Consider the following 13,424-nt stretch of genomic DNA (forward strand, 5'->3'; position numbering starts at 1 on the left):
GGAGAATCAAAGAGATTAGAAAAGAGGTAAGATATGAAAAAGAAAATTTTATCCGCTGTTTTGGCAGCAGCTTTGGCTGTGGGCGCATTTGCAGGCTGCGGTGCAGCCAAGGGGAACGATTCCAAGTCTGATGGCACAAATGCCAGGACGACCCTTAAGGTAGCTGCCTCCGCAACTCCTCATGCCGAGATTTTAGAGCATGTGAAGTCCGAACTGGCCAAGGAAGGCGTCGATCTGCAGGTCAAGGAATTCAGCGATTACGTACAGCCCAACAATGTCGTGGAGTCCGGTGACTTCGACGCCAATTACTTCCAGCATGTGGTGTATCTGGATAACTTCAACCAGGAGAAGGGAACCCACCTGGTCGACGCGGGAAAGATTCACTATGAGCCCTTCGGCATTTACGCCGGAACCAAGAAGCAGCTGTCCGAGCTGGCCGAGGGAGATACCATTGCCGTCCCCAATGATACGACCAATGAGGCAAGAGCTCTTCTTCTGCTTCAGGAGCAGGGATTGATCACTTTAAAGGAGGGGGCCGGAATTAAGGCTACCGTCCAGGACATCACGGCCAATCCCAAGGACCTGAAGATTCAGGAGCTGGAGGCAGCCCAGGTCAGCCGCGTCAAGGGAGAAGTCGCTTTCGTTGTCTTGAATGGAAACTACGCCAAGCAGGCCGGATTAGATCCCTCCAAGGATCCCATCGCCGTCGAGAAGAATGACGGTGAGGCGGCTAAGAACTATGTCAATGTGATCGCTGTCAAGGATGGCAGGCAGAATGATGAGGCCATTCAGAAGCTGGTTAAGATCCTCAAGTCTGATGAGACCAAGAAGTGGATCACAGAGAAGTACGGACAGTCTGTCATCCCCTATGCAGGCCAGTAGGGTTTTCTGAGAAAGGCTGACATCATGTTTGCCAGGTCGTCTGGCGGCAATTCCAACAAAACGCCCCCGCAGCCGCGGGGGCGTTTTTGCGGGACCTTTTTAAATTGCTTTTTTGTCCTTGCGCAAGCCGAGCATTTTATATATTAGCGCGCCTTTTCCGTCCTTTTGCATCCCGCGCAGCTTTAGCAACTCTCTTTGTCGGGTAAATTGAAAATCGCGATATACATTGCAATCATTCCGATGATGCACATTGCAATGATTCGGAGGAAGGCAAGATTTGAGATTTGTCCTATCACTTTGATTTAAAAGAAATCAAAATATAGTTTTTGACTATCTCTTTATAAGTTCTCATAAGCCGGTATAGCCTGTATTTACAGGCTTTCCGGCATTTTTCAAATCGGAAGAAGCTCTTATATATTCTCATTTCCCCTCATGTTTTCGCGTCCAAAAGTAGTAAATCAAGTAGTAAAACCTCTATCTACTACTAAGCAATCAGCCGTTCCATTTCTGCCATTGCACTATCAGAGGTAGCATGGGCGTAATAGTTCAGCGTCATGTTGATGTTGGAATGTCCCATGATATACTGCAATGCTTTCGGGTTCATTCCGGCGTTTGCTAAATTGGTACAGAACGTATGGCGTAGGGTATGGGGCGTTGTCACTTTCGGTAAGGCTTCCTCATGGCTTTTGTTGTACTTCTTCACAAGCCCCCGGAACATGGTTTCAAAGTTGACTGCTACTTTCGGTAGCCCGTTCCGGTTAAGGAATAAAAATCTGCTGTAACCGCCGACAATAAAATTGTCTGCCCGTCCCCTGTCATTCAGCACACGCTTGAACGCTTCATAGACTTTGGTACTCATTGGAATTTGTCTGATACCGCTTTTTGTCTTTGGCGTTTCAACATGATACCCAACTCCCGATACTTTCAAAAGCTGGTGGTCTACGTTGATTAGCTTATGCTCAAAGTCAATATCGCTTTCAGTCAGTCCGCAGAGTTCAGAAATGCGAAGCCCTGTTCCTAACAGTATGATAATCTCGTCGTAATACTTCTGATAGACTTTATCACTCTGCACAAAGGACAGGAAAGACGCTTCCTGTGTTGGGGATAGAGGTACCTTTGGTTCGGTGTTATCTTCTAAAACGGTGTTCAACTGGAAGTCAAAGGGATTTTTCCTAATGCAATCGTCCTGTATGGCTGTGTAAAAGGCAGCTTTCAGAGAACGCTTGTGATTGTTGATTGTCTTGAATGAATAGCCCTTATCTTTCATGCGTAAAGCCCATTCTTTCGCGTCGGACAGCTTCACGCTCTCAATGCTGCAAGCTCCAAGACTATCTTCTTCCAAAATCCTCATAAGCTGCTTGCGCCCCTGTTTTGTGCCATGCCGTACATTTGCCCGGTGCCTTATCTGCTTTGCGTAGAGTTGGCAGACAGTCATTTTCTTTCCCAACGTGTCAATCCCGTCGTCAAGGTCTTTCTGTATCTCTTTTTCCTTTTCCCGAAGCGAAATATCTTCACGTTTTCCCGCCGGGGTCTTGTCGGTAGGTACTAACTTCCAAGCGTAAACAAATTGCGGGTTCCCAAAGGTATCTATATATTTGTAAGCATATCTTCCGTCTTTTCTCTGGCTCTCTCCTGTGCGTAAAATGCGGTTCCTGTTATCTCGTCTTTTCTCCGACATTGTTCGTCATGCTCCTTTCCATGACGGAAAGAGCCTTGATATGCTTGTATCTATTATACCACATTCAAGGCTCGATTTCACTATATAACTTCCAAAGTGTCAATGAATTTTTCAAACTGTTTTCGCTTGATTTGAATACGGTTGCCGTTCATAATCACCCACCCGGCAGCCGGGTTTTCTTCCGCTAATTTACGCAGCTTGTTTTCCCCGATACGGAAATATTTTGACGCTTCCTCAATGGTGAGCGTGTACTTCTCCCAGATAGGCACATCAGTAATATTCATTAAAATGTCCCCCTTTCAATAGAGTACAATAGTTTCAAAAGTAGAAAGAGAGCTTTAATCGGACGGTTATTAGCATAACCTCATGGGAATTGCACCCCCGCATGGTTCTCATGCAGCCCTACCCATTGCCTGCGACGCTCTTAACGCTCGGACTGTGGCTGTAAGGAAGTATCATTGTATATTTTGCGTGTCGTCGCCCGCAAGCCGCTACACTTGCTTTCCGGCGCGGTGTTGGTCGCTCGGCTGTCCGGGTGGGGATAACCTCACCCGGATAGCGTCATGGCGCACCCGCCGTATGGCTCGGCGCAAAAGGAACGTATCCGATTTGCCCTATGCTGCGCCGCCGTTATCTTGCGCCGCTTTCTTTGTCAAGGTTCAGAATGGCTTTGCTGCCGCGTCAGCAGCGGAACGGAAAAGGGGGAGAGAGAAAGCGTCCCGCCGCCGCTGCGGTTTATTCCTCTGCCTTAAAGGTGAGGACAGCCATCATCAGTTTTGCTTGCAGCCGTTCCCGAATGTCGTGGTCTACGCCAAAATAGACGTTCCCGCGCTCGTCGTACAGCTTCCGCATGGAGAGGCGGGCTATGTAGCCGCTGAAATGCTGCAAGACAATCTTCATAGCGTCCGGGTCGCCCTTTGTCGCTGCCAAAATGACAGGATAGGGAACAAGGGCTTTTTCCGGGTAGCCGGGTTCGTTACCATTCGTCCCATTCATCAGCATTTTCCTCCAGATATTTTTTTAGTAGCTCAAAAGAGCTTGTCCGCCTGTACTGTATCGTGCTTCTCGACGTATCGAACAGCTCCGCAATCTCGGTGTCGTTCATTCCCTCGAAATAGTACAGGAGTACGGCTTTGCGCTTTTCTTCCGGCAAAGTACGGATTGCTTCAAGAAGCAGCTTCGGCGTGATTTTCTTCCCGGCTCTTTCAAAGGCGGTTTCCCCTTTGAAATATTCATCAAAGGTATGAAGCTGCCGCGCTTCTTCTAAGGTCAAGTCGGAAAAGGTAATCTCCTTTGCCTTATGCCTGTGCAGCTCTTTGTGAGCGTCACACGCTTCATTGTGCAGTACCGTATTGCAAAACTTCTGGAAAGCGCACTGTTTTATAAACTCCCTGCGATTAGGTTCCACATTCTCACCCCCTTTCTCGTTGGAAAGTTGGTGGTGCTTCCCCCTTTTCGCGGGGCAATACTGCCTTTTGAAAAAAACGCCGAAGATTTTCGGATTTTTTTCAAAAAATTTTTTGAGCAGCAAAATACGCCTGTCCGAAAAGCCCGGACAGGCGTATAGGTATTGTAAGTAGTATTTAGATGATTAGACAGTTCATATTCAAGGGTGGAGAGGTTCCCGACGGTGGTCGGGCTTTTTTTGATAAGTCAATGACCGTCGGATTTTGTCGATAGGGTATGTGCTTCATGGCGGCTACCTCCTTTAGCCGCCGCTTTTAACAGTGATACCGCGTCATTTCATCAGAAAATAAAAAGAAACGGCGGCTTTGATTTTTCAAAGCTGCTGCGGAAATCAAAGAACGACAAGCAACAGTTCTGATTTTGCTCCAATATGGTTATTGGGGGCACAAATTAAAATCAAAAAAGAGCCGATAACAGCAGTATTTCAAACTGCATATTATCGGCTCTGCGTCTGTGCGTCTGGCTCTTTTAATTAAATTATTTTTGTTGTTTTTTGGCTTTATTATATGTATTAGCTAATTGTCCACAAGCTGCTTTAATCTCTCTACCATGAGAAACTCTCATGGTAACTTCAAGTCCTGTTTGCTCTAATTGATGTTTGAACGCAACCATTTCTTGTTTTTGTGGTGCTCTAATTTTTGAATTACTCGTCGGGTTGTATTGCAGCACGTTAATCATAACATTTTTGCCCTTAAACCATTTTGCAAGTTGCCTTATATCTGAGGAACGGTCATTTATACCTGGTAAAAGTAAATACGCAAATACCACTTTTCGATTATGCCTTTGTGAATAGGACAATGCTTGCTTAACAACATCTTCAATAGCGTACATGTGCATATGAGGAATGATACAGTTTCTCGCAGCCTGTGTTGCTGCATGTAAAGATATTGTCAACTGAATTTTTAGATGTTCTTCGCGCAATTTTTTTAATTGATTAACTGGACCAACTGTTGATACGGTAATGCCGTCGGTTGGAAAGTTAAGTCCATTTCTATCTCGAAGAATATGGATTGCTGCAATCAAGTTGTCGTAATTGAATAAAGGTTCTCCCATTCCCATAAAAACGATACGATTTACTTTTTGACGTATCAATATGACCTGCTGCACAATTTCAGACGGTGTTAGATTACGAACAAAACCATTGCGTCCGGACTCACAAAAAATACAGCCAACAGAACAACCAACTTGCGTACTTACGCAAACAGTCCCACCATCTCGCCGTTTAATAAAAACCGTTTCGATATACCTGTTGTCTTTCAATTCATAAACATACTTTTCAGTATCGCTACTTTTATAGACTTTTTTTGTTGATATTGATAGATTTTTTTTGTGAAATGGCTGTTTATATAATTCCGTATATAAGGCTCTTGCTTTATCCTCTCCAATTACTTCCGACATTTCTTTGTAAGTAAATCCGTATGGGTCATTCAATATTTCCGTAGGTGTACTTTTAGGTAAGTGTTTCATTTAATATCCTTCCTTTTCAAAATTAAAAAGTTTGTTTTTCAGAGTTTTTGATTATGATTTCTAATTTTTCAACATCAACGATATGTGTTAATTTACATTTAGGGCAGAAAAGAGGAAAATTTCTTAATACCGTATTATAAAATACTTGAACCCTCGTCTTTCCGTTACAAATTGGACATTTTATCCAATATTTTTCAAGCATAATATTTCTCCTTTTGCGCAAAAAAATACAGGTCAATTCTCAACATGAGCATTGACCTGCATTTATACATATAACACTACAACAAAATTAAGGCATAGTTTTTATACTATGTCTATACATCGTTAGTTTTGTTGTATAGCATACGCAAAATAAGCATGACAAAAAAGCCCATATTGAAAATGGGAAAAATCTTTTTTGATTTCAATGCTTATCGAATACGCATGCTATGTAACATAAACATTTCCCCCTTTTAATAATACTATACAAAAAAAGCGGATAGTTGTCAACATATACATATGAATTATTTTGGCTAACTAATAGAACAGTGTAGACATATCCAAGAAGAAAGGTGAACAGTAAAATGTAATAGGGTGAATAATTATGGCAAAAAGACCAGTACCAAAATACGACTTCAAGGCTTTTGGGGCAGCGATAAAGGCGGCGCGGACAGGGCGCAAGGAGAGCCGCAAGAAAGTGAGCGACGAAATGTTTATCTCGCCGCGCTACCTTGCGAACATTGAGAACAAGGGGCAGCACCCAAGTTTACAGATTTTCTTTGAGCTTATGCTCCGCTACAATATATCCGTAGACCAGTTCCTTTTGGAAACGCCGCCGGAAAATAACACGCAGCGGCGGCAGCTTGACGCGCTCCTTGACGGTATGAGCGATAAGGGCATACGGATTGTGAGCGCAACGGCAAAGGAGATAGCGGAAGTCGAAACAGAGGGCAGATAAGAGGTGTCCGTCACAAGTGAACAGGGTATAGAGAGCGTTGTAATCTTTTTTGAGGATTGCAGCGTTTTTCTTTTGCGTAAGTTTGGCAAAACCGGGCATAGCTCCGTAGTAAGGCATAAGGGCATAAGGGATAAAAATATTCATAGCAAGCATAGGAAGCGGGTACCCACTTCCGTATTTTCCCCCTCCCGCGCTGCGGCGCGTCGGTTGAAAATTGCTTGTTGGGAAGTGTCCCAAACCCTCGGAACGGAAAGGAAAGGAGCGAAGCAATGGACGGACGGAAAAGGACGGTGCAAATCAAATTCAGAGTGACGGAAGCGGAACGGGATTTAATACTGGAAAAAATGAAGCTCGTTCCCACCCGGAACATGGCGGCATATCTGCGGAAGATTGCCATTGACGGGTATATCATTCAGATAGACCACGCCGATATAAAGGCAATGACCGCAGAGATACAGAAAATCGGTGTCAACGTCAACCAGATAGCCCGCCGCGTGAACGCGACGGGGAACGCATACCAAGAGGACATAGAGGAAATAAAGGGGGTGCTTGCGGAGATATGGCGGTTACAAAGATTAAGCCTGTTAAAAGCACCCTAAGCAAAGCCCTTGACTATATCGAAAACCCGGACAAAACGGACGGGAAAATGCTCATATCCTCTTTCGGCTGCTCCTATGAAACGGCAGATATTGAGTTCGGCTATACCCTCTCGCAAGCACTGGATAAGGGCAACAATTTAGCCTTTCACTTGATACAGTCCTTTGCGCCGGGAGAGGTAGACTATGAGAAAGCCCATGAAATCGGAAAACAGCTTGCCGACGCGGTGACAAAGGGGCAGCATGAATATGTTGTGACGACGCACATTGATAAGGGGCATATCCATAACCACATTATTTTCTGCGCGGTGAATTTTGTAGACCACCACAAGTACAATTCCAACAAAAGGAGCTATTACGGCATACGGAACATGAGCGACAAGCTGTGCCGGGAGAATGGCTTGTCCGTCGTCGTCCCCGGCAAGGGAAGCAAGGGAAAGAGCTATGCGGAATATCAAGCGGAAAAGACGGGTACAAGTTGGAAAGGCAAGCTAAAGATTGCCGTTGACGCGCTTATCCCCCAAGTTTCCAGTTTTGAGGAATTGTTGCAGCGGTTACAGGCGGCGGGCTATGAGATAAAGCCGGGGAAATATGTATCATGCCGCGCCCCCGGACAGGAACGCTTCACCCGCCTAAAAACCCTCGGCGCAGACTATACAGAGGAAGCCATAAGGGAACGGATAGCGGGCAGACGGGCAAAGGCGGCGAAAGCCCCCGGAGAGCAGCGCGGCGTTTCGCTGCTTATCGACATTGAGAACAGTATCAAGGCGGCGCAGAGTAAGGGCTACGAACAATGGGCGAAAATCCACAATCTGAAACAGGCGGCAAAGACCATGAATTTCTTGACGGAACACAAGATTGAACAGTACGCGGATTTAGTCAGCCGGATTGAGGAAATGGCAGCGGAAAGCGGACAGGCGGCAGACGCATTGAAGAACGCGGAAAAGCGGCTTGCGGACATGGCGGTGCTTATCAAGAATGTTTCCACCTACCAAAAGACAAAGCCCGTCTATGACGCATACCGCAAGGCAAGGAACAGGGAGAAGTACCGCGCCGGACAGGAACAGGCGATTATCCTACATGAAGCCGCCGCAAGGTCGCTGAAAGCGTCGGGCATTGCGAAGCTCCCGAACCTCGCCGCGCTGCAATCGGAATATGAAGCCCTCCAAGCGCAGAAAGAAGCCCTTTACGCCGACTATGGGAAGCTGAAAAAGAAAGTCCGGGAATACGATATAATCAAGCAGAACATTGACAGCATTTTACAGGCAGACAGGCAGCCGGAACGGGAAAAGGGAACAGAGCGCGGATAAGGGCAAAAAAAGAACAGGGCGCGGAAAGCCAGTATATGACTTCCGCGCCCTGTCTTTTTATGGGTGCTTTTTTTGTGAATGTTACGCAGTAGAACGCCATTTTCGGGGGTAAAGGTATAAAGTACCGCCTATCTGATTTTCACGCCCGGAAAGCCCTGTAAATCAAGGGATTTTCCGCGCCTACTGCGTAACAGGGGCGCGTCTTTTCCTCATGCGCTCGGCGGCTTGTCTGCGGGTGATACGCTTCCGGCAGTCGGGGCAGTATTTGACGCTGTTGGAGCTTGACGCAAAGAACGCGCCGCACTCGGTACACTTCTTCCTGTCCCCGGTCTGGTAAAGCTCCGCATAGAGCAACTTGTCGGCGGGAAGCACCGCAACCCGGAACCACTTGCAGAGAAGCGAATAGGAAATAAGCTGCGGACATACGCACTCGTCCCCGTCGTCCAGTAAGATACAGTTCCCGTTATCGCAGTTGCAGCACGTCCGGCGCACAAGCGCATTTACTTTCCGGCTCTGGGGCGGCGTCAGCCGCTTAATCTCGCTCATGCTTCATCAGCGGCGTAAATGGGAAGCTCCGCAAACTCCGCTTCGCCCATGCGCTCCACTTTGGCAAGGGTACGGGCGGCAAAGCCCCGCATTTCCCCGTCCATAAAGGGCAGCGCGGCGTTCATGGCGACGATAAGCCCCTGTCGGCTCCCGGTCTTGTAAATGCTCAAAAGGTTTGTTTCCTCTACGGTCAGTTTTGTCATGTTCACACCTCCAAATCGTGATTTTTTGTTTTCGCCGCCGCCTTTTTCGGGGCGGTCTTTGCCTTGTCTGTTTTAAGCTGCGCCCGGACAGAGGGGCGGGGCTTCCTTATCTCCCTGTCCCGGTTCTCCCCCTTGCCAATCAGCGCATACGTCCCATGTCTGCCCTCGATTTTGGAAAAGGAAAGGGTCTTGTAAGGCAGCATGGAGAAAAGGCGGTCAGTGTCCTTTGTGGCTGCAAGCTGCATGAACGCCGGGGAAAGCTCCACCATGAAATGGGTCTTGTTGGGGCTGTTCGGCTCATAGTGCCGCTTCATTTCCCGCACAATGCGTCGCGCTTCCGTTTCAATCAGCCCGTCCCGCAATGCGGCGATATGCGCCTTGAAATCCCCCTGTGGAAGCTGCTCCCGGCTGCGCCGTTCTTCCTGTAAGAGCGATTGCAGCGCGTCCGGGTCGTTTGGTACGGCTTCAAAGCGTTCAAACTTCCCAAGCTCATAATCGGGATTGCCGTTGAAAAACTGTCCGGCGGGTATCTCCCGTTCCCCATGCTCATAAATCAGCTTCACCGTATCGGCGGGCAGCTCCTTTTCCTTGACGCGCTCATAGTGTTTAGCGTAGTCCAGTTCGTACAGATTGCCCTTGATTTTCCCGCGCTCCGTTCCCGTCAGCTCGATTGCATAGGCAAGGACGCGGTCGCTCGTCTGCTCCATGTAGAAACGCCATGTGTTGTGGGGCGCGGTGTCTTTGAGGAAAACGTCGCGCTCCCTAAAGCAATGCGTCCCGGACGGGCGGCAGAACCACAAAAGGGTCTTGTCCTCCTTGCGGGGGCTTGCCGCCGCCTTTGCGATAATCTCCTTGTCAATCTCCAAGTCGCTCTGGTAAAAGCCTGTGTTCTGCTTCATAACCGCATTGAGGGAAGCGAACAAATCCACGTCCTCAAATTTACTCTGTTCCGGCATGGGTCAGCTCCTTTCCAAATCCTGTGATTTCTGCTTTGCGTTTTTCTTCTGCGCCTTTTCCTTGTCAGCCCTAAGCTGCGCCCGGATAGAGGGCTTCTTTTCCGGCTTCGCTTCCTTGCCGCGCTCCCTGTCGGCTTTGACCGCGTTAGCCAGGTCAACAAGGGAAATTGTTTCTCCCGCCTTAACCTTTGCTTCCAGTTCGTCAACGGTAGGGGTGTTGTTGATGATACCGTCAAAGCTGTTGTCGTTCTGCTCTACGGTGTCCTCGACGTACTTCAACGGGTTTTCCTTTTCCGGCTGCTCTGCGGCAACGGCAAACGCCCGCGTCCCGTTCCCCATAATCAGATACTTTCCGTCGTCCGACTGGTGGTGAAAGCCATATCCGGCGGTTTCTATCTGCTCCCGGCTCATGGCGGTTACATGGAAAGTCCCCCTCGGTGTCTTGATAGTTTCGCCCGTTTCCAAGTCGTCCGGGGTAAGCTGCTTCTGCTCCTGTAAAAACTCCGGCACTTGCCGGAAGCCTACGCTGTCAACGAAATGCGCCGCGTCCTGTCCGTTCTGATGAAGCACTACCACGTCCGAAACGGAAAGGCTGTGTCCCTTAAAGTCTTTGGGGTGGTCGATATTGAAACGGGTGTAAATATCTTCAAGGGAAGTTTCCGGCGCAAGGGGCGCGGTATAGACAAGCTCATAGTTCGCCCTGTCAACCACATTCCCCGCCGCCTGCAGGCGGTCGTAAGGCTCAAAGCGGAAGTCCCTTGTTTCGTCCCCGCCCTTTATCTGGTAAATGGAAAAGGTGTCCTTGTCCTGTCCGGCGGTCTGCGCCGTTTCCTGTGCCTTTGCGTAAAGCTGCTTTACGTCGCCCTCGGTCAGCTCGCCGCCTTTGAGCTGCCCCATAAGCTCGCGGCATTTCTCCGGCGTTCCCGTATAAAGCACGTCGCCCATTTTCGCCCGCCCGTTCTCCTGTGTCACATAGGCTTGCAAGAGGTGGCTGTTTTCCCGGCTGTCGCTGTAAGGGTTCCGGCGCACTCTGTAAATCGTTTCCGGGGTAAAGGCTTCTTTCGGGGCTGCGCCCGCCTTTTCCTGTGCGCCGGATTTTCCCGGTGCGGCTGCTTCCGGCTGCTCTTTCCCGGCTGTATCTGCCTTTGCCGGGGCTTCCGGCTGCGGTGCGGCTTCCTGTCCCTCTCTGGTGGTCTGCTCCTGTCCGGCGGTCTGCTCCTTGTCCTGTGCCTTTTGCAGCTCCGCTAAGTTCTCGTCTATGGAATTGATAATCTCGGCGGCTGCGCTGCGGATTGTTTCAAGGGAACTTTTCAGCTCGGAAAGCTCCCGCCCGCTGCTCCACCCGGCGACATAGCCGAAAGAGTAGTCCGACGTGTCAAGCCCGTAATGTTGGCAGACGGTATAGGCGACGCTTTCCGCTTCGACTTCGCGGGTGCGGCGGTCAACGCGGGGCTGCTCGTCCTTTGGTGCGTTGAGGTCAATGTCGTGCAGCTTCGCATGGGCGATTTCGTGAATGGCGGTCTTTAAGGTCTGCAATTCGCTCATGCCCTCGTTGATAGCAATGCGCTTGTCCTCCAAGTGGTAGTAGCCATGAGAGCCGCCCCCGATATTCTCAAAGGCGATAGGAACGGGAGAAGTCTTTTCAAGGGCTGCGAAAAAATCCTTGTAGCGGTCAACGTCGCCCGTCAGCTCGTCCACCGCAATGTCCGGCAGCTCCTTTCCCTCGGTCTGGGAAACGTCAAAGACAGATACCACCTTGTAGGCGGGTATCTTGACTTCCTTTTCCTCGGTGACGGGCTTCCCGTCCTTGCCGATTATGGGCTTCTGCGTGTGTGGGTCTATCTTCTCCACTTCCTGTCTGATTTTGAACGGCGACGGGGCAATGATTTTAATTCCCTTTTGCCCTTTCATCACGTTACGCCCGAAATTATTCTTCCAAGCGGAAAAGCCCGCCACAAGGGAAGCGTCCGGCTTCTGCATGGCGATAAGCAGCGTATTGTTGAAGCTGTAATTATGGAATTTTGACATGACTTTCAGATATTCCCGGTAACGCTCGCTGTCAAAGAGTTCCGCAATGCCCTGTTCCAGACGGTCGGTAATCTCTTTGAGCTTTTCGGCGGGCTTCTCGCTCGTCAGCACGATAGGGATAACCGGACGCGGCTCCTGTGGCTGCTCTGCGGTCGGTGTCATTCTCTGCCCCGGCGCGGCTGCGTCCATTTCTACCTTTGACGGGTCGGGTCTTTCCGGCTGCGGGGGCTGCGGCGTTACCCTGTATTCCTGTGGAACGTCGCGCCCGTCGTACCATTCTGTAAAGGTGTTGCGGTTGTTGTAGATATAGCCCTTTTCGGTAAACATACCGTCGTCGTTAATGGAAGCGTCGCGCCCGTATTCCTCATACATGAAATACCGTTTCACTTCGTCGGATAGCTCCGGTTCTTCCAGTTCATCAACCAGATAATGCCCGTATTCTTCTTCATTGTGGACGGACGGATAAATCCAGTAGCAGTCAAGGTTTTGTGCAAGGTTGATAATGTCCTGTAAGCTGTCGGCATGGTCGCCGTATTCAATGGCTGCAATGAATTTTTCCCTGTCGTCGTCAAACTGCATTTCCAAGAGCTTCCCTAAATAGTTCAGCTCGTCGGGGTGGGAATACTCGCTTAAATGTTCCGTCAAGCCGGGGATAGTGGATTGAAATTCTGTGAAATGCCATTCCTCATAGTGCTTGAAGTCAATCCCGATACGGTCAAAGACTTCTTTCAGATGTTCGGCAGTCGTGGGGAACGTCACCCATTCGCCCGCGGGTCTGCCCTCGGTGTACTTTCCAAGATTGGAAAGATAGCCGCTTAAAATCGGTTCTGCCATTTGTTCGCTCCTTTCTTTTTCAATCATGCGGTGCATAAGCTCAAAATCTTCAATGCTCATGCTCCCGTCAAATACATAGGGGTTAAAATCCGCCCCGTCCCGGTAGGGCTTTTCGGAAAAGGGAAGCCCCGCTTCATGGGCGGCTGCCCTCGCTTCCTCGATAACCTCCGGGGGAAGCCTGTCGTCATGCGCCCCGATAAAAGCGTCAATGTCGTTCATGCTGTTTTCGTAGTGGTAGCGCACTCCGGCGGTCAGCTCGTCAAGGCTCATGTCCCCGCCTAAATGCCCGCAGTAGTAGCCGTTTAAGATAACGGCGGCGGGGTCGGTGCTTTTGATTTCCTCTAACCGGCTCCTGTCCTCCGGGTAGAGCGTATCGTCCATATCAAGATGAAAATATTCCGCGTTCCATGAACGCCCCTGTTTCCAGAACGCCACCCATGCGATACCGTCCCTAAGCTCGTCTTGATAGTCCTTTACGGTGTCCCGTAAACTTGCCATAGTGAAAAACCTCCTTTCTCTG

14 protein-coding genes are annotated in these 13,424 nt (G+C 49.2%); 4 read left to right on the forward strand and 10 right to left on the reverse strand.

Annotated features, from left to right (window positions below; genetic code table 11):
• Positions 1–33: 33 nt before the first annotated feature.
• The gene (locus HMPREF1508_RS05480; protein ID WP_044960213.1) at positions 34–882 is read left to right on the forward strand and encodes a MetQ/NlpA family ABC transporter substrate-binding protein; all 849 of its coding nucleotides are present in this window, start codon (positions 34–36) and stop codon (positions 880–882) included.
• A gap of 484 nt (positions 883–1,366) precedes the next feature.
• Here HMPREF1508_RS05480 and HMPREF1508_RS05485 read toward each other — a convergent pair whose 3' ends face one another.
• From HMPREF1508_RS05485 to HMPREF1508_RS05510, 6 genes are all read right to left on the reverse strand, one after another.
• Positions 1,367–2,560, reverse strand: a complete 1,194-nt coding sequence (locus HMPREF1508_RS05485; RefSeq protein ID WP_002590585.1) for a site-specific integrase — start codon at positions 2,558–2,560, stop codon at positions 1,367–1,369.
• Between the two features lie 80 nt (positions 2,561–2,640).
• Positions 2,641–2,844 carry an excisionase gene (locus HMPREF1508_RS05490; RefSeq protein ID WP_002590584.1) on the reverse strand — a complete coding sequence of 68 codons (204 nt, stop codon included), beginning with the start codon at positions 2,842–2,844 and terminating at the stop codon, positions 2,641–2,643.
• 451 nt (positions 2,845–3,295) lie between these two features.
• On the reverse strand, positions 3,296–3,556 hold the full coding sequence (locus tag HMPREF1508_RS05495) for a helix-turn-helix domain-containing protein (protein ID WP_002590583.1): 261 nt from the start codon (positions 3,554–3,556) through the stop codon (positions 3,296–3,298).
• Positions 3,537–3,968: an RNA polymerase sigma factor gene (locus HMPREF1508_RS05500; RefSeq protein ID WP_002590582.1), complete on the reverse strand. Its 432-nt coding sequence runs from the start codon at positions 3,966–3,968 to the stop codon at positions 3,537–3,539. The genes HMPREF1508_RS05495 and HMPREF1508_RS05500 overlap by 20 nt, the downstream gene beginning before the upstream one ends.
• A 536-nt stretch (positions 3,969–4,504) precedes the next feature.
• On the reverse strand, positions 4,505–5,494 hold the full coding sequence (gene rlmN, locus HMPREF1508_RS05505) for a 23S rRNA (adenine(2503)-C(2))-methyltransferase RlmN (RefSeq protein WP_002590581.1): 990 nt from the start codon (positions 5,492–5,494) through the stop codon (positions 4,505–4,507).
• A gap of 22 nt (positions 5,495–5,516) precedes the next feature.
• Positions 5,517–5,696: a cysteine-rich KTR domain-containing protein gene (locus HMPREF1508_RS05510; protein ID WP_002588768.1), complete on the reverse strand. Its 180-nt coding sequence runs from the start codon at positions 5,694–5,696 to the stop codon at positions 5,517–5,519.
• Between the two features lie 381 nt (positions 5,697–6,077).
• Between HMPREF1508_RS05510 and HMPREF1508_RS05515 the strand changes: the two genes are divergently transcribed.
• The 3 genes from HMPREF1508_RS05515 (at position 6,078) to HMPREF1508_RS05525 (ending at position 8,337) form a co-directional block, all read left to right on the forward strand.
• Entirely contained in the window at positions 6,078–6,431 is a 354-nt protein-coding gene (locus HMPREF1508_RS05515; RefSeq protein WP_044960216.1) for a helix-turn-helix transcriptional regulator, read from the forward strand.
• A 269-nt stretch (positions 6,432–6,700) separates the two neighbouring features.
• Positions 6,701–7,030, forward strand: a complete 330-nt coding sequence (locus tag HMPREF1508_RS05520) for a plasmid mobilization protein (protein WP_002590579.1) — start codon at positions 6,701–6,703, stop codon at positions 7,028–7,030.
• Positions 6,991–8,337 (forward strand): relaxase/mobilization nuclease domain-containing protein, encoded by a 1,347-nt coding sequence (locus HMPREF1508_RS05525; protein WP_002590578.1) that lies wholly within the window; start codon positions 6,991–6,993, stop codon positions 8,335–8,337. Before HMPREF1508_RS05520 ends, HMPREF1508_RS05525 begins: the two co-directional genes overlap by 40 nt.
• A gap of 180 nt (positions 8,338–8,517) precedes the next feature.
• Here the strand turns inward: HMPREF1508_RS05525 and HMPREF1508_RS05530 are convergent, their stop codons facing one another.
• The 4 genes from HMPREF1508_RS05530 to HMPREF1508_RS05545 are packed head-to-tail and all read right to left on the reverse strand — an operon-like array spanning position 8,518 to position 13,402.
• Positions 8,518–8,883: a cysteine-rich VLP domain-containing protein gene (locus HMPREF1508_RS05530; RefSeq protein WP_002590577.1), complete on the reverse strand. Its 366-nt coding sequence runs from the start codon at positions 8,881–8,883 to the stop codon at positions 8,518–8,520.
• Entirely contained in the window at positions 8,880–9,086 is a 207-nt protein-coding gene (locus HMPREF1508_RS05535; protein ID WP_002590576.1) for a transposon-transfer assisting family protein, read from the reverse strand. The genes HMPREF1508_RS05530 and HMPREF1508_RS05535 overlap by 4 nt, the downstream gene beginning before the upstream one ends.
• Before the next feature lie 2 nt (positions 9,087–9,088).
• Positions 9,089–10,042 (reverse strand): hypothetical protein, encoded by a 954-nt coding sequence (locus HMPREF1508_RS05540; RefSeq protein WP_002590575.1) that lies wholly within the window; start codon positions 10,040–10,042, stop codon positions 9,089–9,091.
• A 3-nt stretch (positions 10,043–10,045) separates the two neighbouring features.
• A complete protein-coding gene (locus HMPREF1508_RS05545; RefSeq protein ID WP_009003583.1) occupies positions 10,046–13,402 on the reverse strand; it encodes an antirestriction protein ArdA in 3,357 nt (1,118 codons plus the stop codon).
• Positions 13,403–13,424 lie beyond the last annotated feature (22 nt).

It is taken from the genome of Shuttleworthella sp. MSX8B (assembly GCF_000524295.1).
GTDB lineage: Bacteria > Bacillota > Clostridia > Lachnospirales > Lachnospiraceae > Shuttleworthia > Shuttleworthia satelles.

Coding starts and splice junctions, on each gene's coding strand:
- HMPREF1508_RS05485 (WP_002590585.1), bottom strand. CDS start 2,560: ATGTCGGAGAAAAGACGAGATAACAGGAACCGCATTTTACGCACAGGA.
- HMPREF1508_RS05515 (WP_044960216.1), top strand. CDS start 6,078: ATGGCAAAAAGACCAGTACCAAAATACGACTTCAAGGCTTTTGGGGCA.
- HMPREF1508_RS05480 (WP_044960213.1), top strand. CDS start 34: ATGAAAAAGAAAATTTTATCCGCTGTTTTGGCAGCAGCTTTGGCTGTG.
- HMPREF1508_RS05545 (WP_009003583.1), bottom strand. CDS start 13,402: ATGGCAAGTTTACGGGACACCGTAAAGGACTATCAAGACGAGCTTAGG.
- HMPREF1508_RS05525 (WP_002590578.1), top strand. CDS start 6,991: ATGGCGGTTACAAAGATTAAGCCTGTTAAAAGCACCCTAAGCAAAGCC.
- HMPREF1508_RS05495 (WP_002590583.1), bottom strand. CDS start 3,556: ATGAATGGGACGAATGGTAACGAACCCGGCTACCCGGAAAAAGCCCTT.
- HMPREF1508_RS05540 (WP_002590575.1), bottom strand. CDS start 10,042: ATGCCGGAACAGAGTAAATTTGAGGACGTGGATTTGTTCGCTTCCCTC.
- HMPREF1508_RS05530 (WP_002590577.1), bottom strand. CDS start 8,883: ATGAGCGAGATTAAGCGGCTGACGCCGCCCCAGAGCCGGAAAGTAAAT.
- HMPREF1508_RS05535 (WP_002590576.1), bottom strand. CDS start 9,086: ATGACAAAACTGACCGTAGAGGAAACAAACCTTTTGAGCATTTACAAG.
- HMPREF1508_RS05510 (WP_002588768.1), bottom strand. CDS start 5,696: ATGCTTGAAAAATATTGGATAAAATGTCCAATTTGTAACGGAAAGACG.
- HMPREF1508_RS05520 (WP_002590579.1), top strand. CDS start 6,701: ATGGACGGACGGAAAAGGACGGTGCAAATCAAATTCAGAGTGACGGAA.
- rlmN (WP_002590581.1), bottom strand. CDS start 5,494: ATGAAACACTTACCTAAAAGTACACCTACGGAAATATTGAATGACCCA.
- HMPREF1508_RS05490 (WP_002590584.1), bottom strand. CDS start 2,844: ATGAATATTACTGATGTGCCTATCTGGGAGAAGTACACGCTCACCATT.